Raw genomic sequence first — 3,779 nt, forward strand, 5'->3', positions numbered from 1 at the left:
GTGCGGTTCAGTCAGGCCATCACCGCCCTGGCGCACAATCACGCCGCCTTCGTCGAGATGAGTCCGCATCCGCTGCTGACCTACGCCATCGCCGAGAGCCTGGCTGCGGCAGGGTCACCCGGCGACAGCCGGGTGACGGGAACGTTGCACCGGGACAACCCCGAAACGCTGAGCTTCCACACCAGCCTGGCCACCGTGCGACCCCCACCGGCCGAAGCGGTGCAGCCCGACGGCCCCGCAGCACACCGTGTGGACCTGCCACCGAGGCCGTGGCTGCACGTAAAGTACTGGGCTGCACCGTCATCTGCGAATCATCAGCCGACCAGTGCGCATCCCCTGCTGGGGATGCACGTCGAGTTGCCTTCCGGCCGCGACCACGTCTGGCAGACGGATGTGGGAACCGACGTCATTCCGTGGCTGGCCGACCACAAGGTGCACGGCCAAGTTGTCATGCCCGCAACGGGTTTCGCGGAGATGGCGTTGGCCGCGGCGAGCGAAGCCCTGGGCTTGCCGGCCGAGGCCTTGACGCTGAATCGGCTCGAGATCGAACAGATGCTGCGGCTCGACGATAGAACGCCGGTGACGACCCAGCTGACGCACGAAGACTGCGACGGCGACATCCCCGACACTGCAGACATCCGTGTCGAGATCCATTCCCGCTCACCCGGCGGACACTGGTTGCGGCACGCGGTCGCCCGGATCCGGGAGGCACCAGCGGCACAGGCGGCACAGGCGGTGCAGCGCGGGGCAGCGTGGACGGGCACAGGGGGCACAGGGGATACAGTGCTGCCGCCGGCAGAGTTCTACGCCGCGCTGCGCCGCACCGGCCTGCATCACGGGACGGCGTTCGCCGCGCTGACGCGGATCACCCGCAAATCCGGAGGTTCCGCAGAGGCCGAGATTGTTCTGCCCGACGAAGCCGCACCGCACCGCTGTTACCGGATCCATCCGGTGCTGCTCGACGCGGCGCTGCAGTGCCTGGCGGCCGCGCTGCCGGTCGAATCTTCGGCTGGATCGGCTGGATCGGCTGGATCGGCTGACGCCACCTACCTACCGGTATCGGTGGAGACCGTCAGGGTCTTCGGCGACACCGGCCGACGCGCCCGCTGCCACGCCGAGGTCATCGAACACGACCGCGACGGCACGGCCGGCATCGGCGGTCGCGTCATGCTGCTGGATGACACCGGAACCCCGACCGTCGAGCTGACCGGGATCTACCTGCAGCGTGTGCAGAGCCGGACGGTGCCGTTGCCGCTGACGCAGAAGCTCTTCGGCACCACCTGGGTCGATACTTCGGCAGCCCCGATCCCGGCCGGCACGCAGTCAACGGCTCCCGGGCACGGCAGCTGGCTGGTGCTGACCGACGGCGCCGGAACCGAGGAACTGGCAGACGGCTTTGTCGCTGAGTTCGGATCGACCGTCCCACGGGTGCTCCGCGCAGAGTTGTCCCGGGAATCCACCGTGCTGGAGGCCTTCGCGGAAACCGCGGCCGATCCCGAGCTTCCGCCGGCCGGAGTGATCGTGTTCACCCGCCAGGGTTCGCCGGGCTGCATCGCCGCCCCTGTCGCCCCTGATGCTGCTGACGCCTCTGACGCCTCTGACGCCTCTGCCGCCGAAGTGCTGCGTGGGCGTGACTTGACCTGGGCCGTCGCGGCGACGGTGCGTGCGCTCGTCGGAGGCTGGCACGGAAAGTCACCGCGGCTGTGGCTGGTATCCCGCAACGGTCTGGCGGTCACCGGCAGTGGGCGTCATGAGCCGGGCGACCCGTCGATCGGTGCCCTCAAAGGACTCGTCCGGGTGCTCGCCTATGAACATCCGGACCTGCGCACCACTCTGGTGGATCTGCCGGATGACTCCCTGACCCCACTGCTGGCCGAGCTGGCCGAACCGACGTGGCCGGGCGGAGCCGGCACCGACGACGTGATCGCCTGGCGCGACGGGCACAGATACGCGGAGCGGCTGTCCCGTGCGGCGCTGGGCGCGGAGGAGCATCGCCCGGTCGTCCGGCGCGACGGCGCCTACATCGTCACCGGCGGCCTCGGCGGCATCGGTCTGGTGGTGGCCCGCTGGCTCGCCGACAGCGGCGCCGGGCGCGTCGTGCTCAACGGGCGGTCCGAGCCCTCCGACGAGCAACGCGCGGTCCTCACGGAACTGGAACAGCACACCGAGATCGCCCTCGTGCGCGGCGACATCGCCGAAGCGGGCGTCGCCGAGCAACTCGTCGCGGCCGCCGAACGAACGGGGCTGGCGCTGCGGGGAGTGCTGCACGGTGCGGCCGTGATCGATGATGAGATCGTCACCACCCTCACCCGCGAAAGCCTGGGACGGGTCTGGGGGCCCAAGGCCGTCGGCGCCGTGCGGCTGCACGTCGCCTTGCGCGAAGCCAGCACGGCCTGCGAACTCGACTGGTGGGTCGGATTTTCTTCGACGTCGTCGCTGCTGGGTGCGCCAGGGCAGGTGGCATACGCCACCGCCAGCGCCTGGCTGGACGCCCTGGTCGCCTGGCGGCGGGCTTGCGGTCTGCCGGCGACCACGATCAACTGGGGTCAGTGGTCCGACATCGGGGTCGCCCGCTCGCTGACGTTCAGCGCGCTGGATCCCATCACCCCGGCCGAAGGGATCGAGGCCCTGGAGGCAGTGCTGGCCGACGGCCTCAGCCGGGTGGGGGTAACCCGGCTGCGGTTGGACCGCGGCGCGGCCGCCTTCCCGGAAATCTCCCAGCTCGGGTATTTCGCCGCCCTGGCCGACGAGTTGGAACTCGGCGGCGCTGACGACGACTGGGCCGGGCCCGGCGCGCTTCGCGAGATGGACGTCGCGGAAGCCGGCCGAGTTGCCACCGCACGGCTGGGCGAACGCATCCTGGCGATCATGGGCTATCCCGAAGGCAGCGCCATCGACGCCCACAAGCCACTGACGGACCTGGGCCTGGACTCACTGATGGCGGTGCGGATCCGCAACACCGTCCGGGGCGATTTCGAGGTGGAACCGCCGGTGGCACTGCTGCTGCAGGGCGCAACGCTGGCCGACCTGACGGCCGACCTCCTCCGCCGGCTTGACCTGGGCGGACCGGACCAGAGCGGTGCGGCCGACGATACCGGCGGTGTCCGGACCCGTGCCCAGCAGCGCGCCGCAGCGCGGCAGCGGGCCGCGGCCCGGCGCAAGGTGGGGGGCCGAGTGTGACGGGCAACGACGAACCCATGCCGACGACCGCTATCGCGGTGATCGGCATGGCCGGGCGATTTCCCGGCGCCAACACCCTGTCGGCGTTCTGGAATAACCTGCGCAACGGCGTCGAGTCGATCGTCGACGTCTCCGAGGAAGATCTGCTGGCCGCCGGCATCGGCGAGAAGGTGCTGGCGAACCACTCCTACGTGCGGCGCGCCGCGCTGCTGGACGGGATCGACGAGTTCGACGCAGCCTTCTTCGGCCTCACGCCGCAGGCCGCGAAGATGATGGACCCGCAGCACCGGCTGTTCCTGCAGTGCACATGGCATGCGCTGGAAGACGCCGGCTACGACCCGGCGCGGATCGACGGTGCGGTCGGCGTGTTCGGCACCAGCACCACCAGCGGGTACCTGCTGTACAACCTGATGTCGCACAGCGACCCGAACACCGTCATCGGGCAGGGCGTCACCTTCGAGATGGTCAACCTCTCGCTGAACAACGACAAGGACTACCTGGCCACCCGGGTGGCCCACCAGCTCAACCTGCGCGGCCCCGCCCTGTCGGTGCAGACCGCCTGCTCGTCGGCGCTGGTCGCGGTGCACCTGGCCTGCCAG

Annotated in this window: 2 protein-coding genes; both read left to right on the plus strand. The window is 70.0% G+C overall.

All coding sequences use genetic code 11. From position 1 onward, the window contains the following. Positions 1 to 3,180, plus strand: a 3,180-nt coding sequence (locus AC2VON_RS01655; protein ID WP_486951374.1) for a type I polyketide synthase, incomplete at its 5' end; no start/stop codon positions are given. 17 nt (positions 3,181 to 3,197) lie between these two features. After that, positions 3,198 to 3,779 (plus strand): beta-ketoacyl synthase N-terminal-like domain-containing protein (locus AC2VON_RS01660; RefSeq protein ID WP_486951375.1); only part of this gene is annotated, 582 nt, incomplete at its 3' end.

This window comes from Mycobacterium sp. TH-M82 (assembly GCF_057473605.1).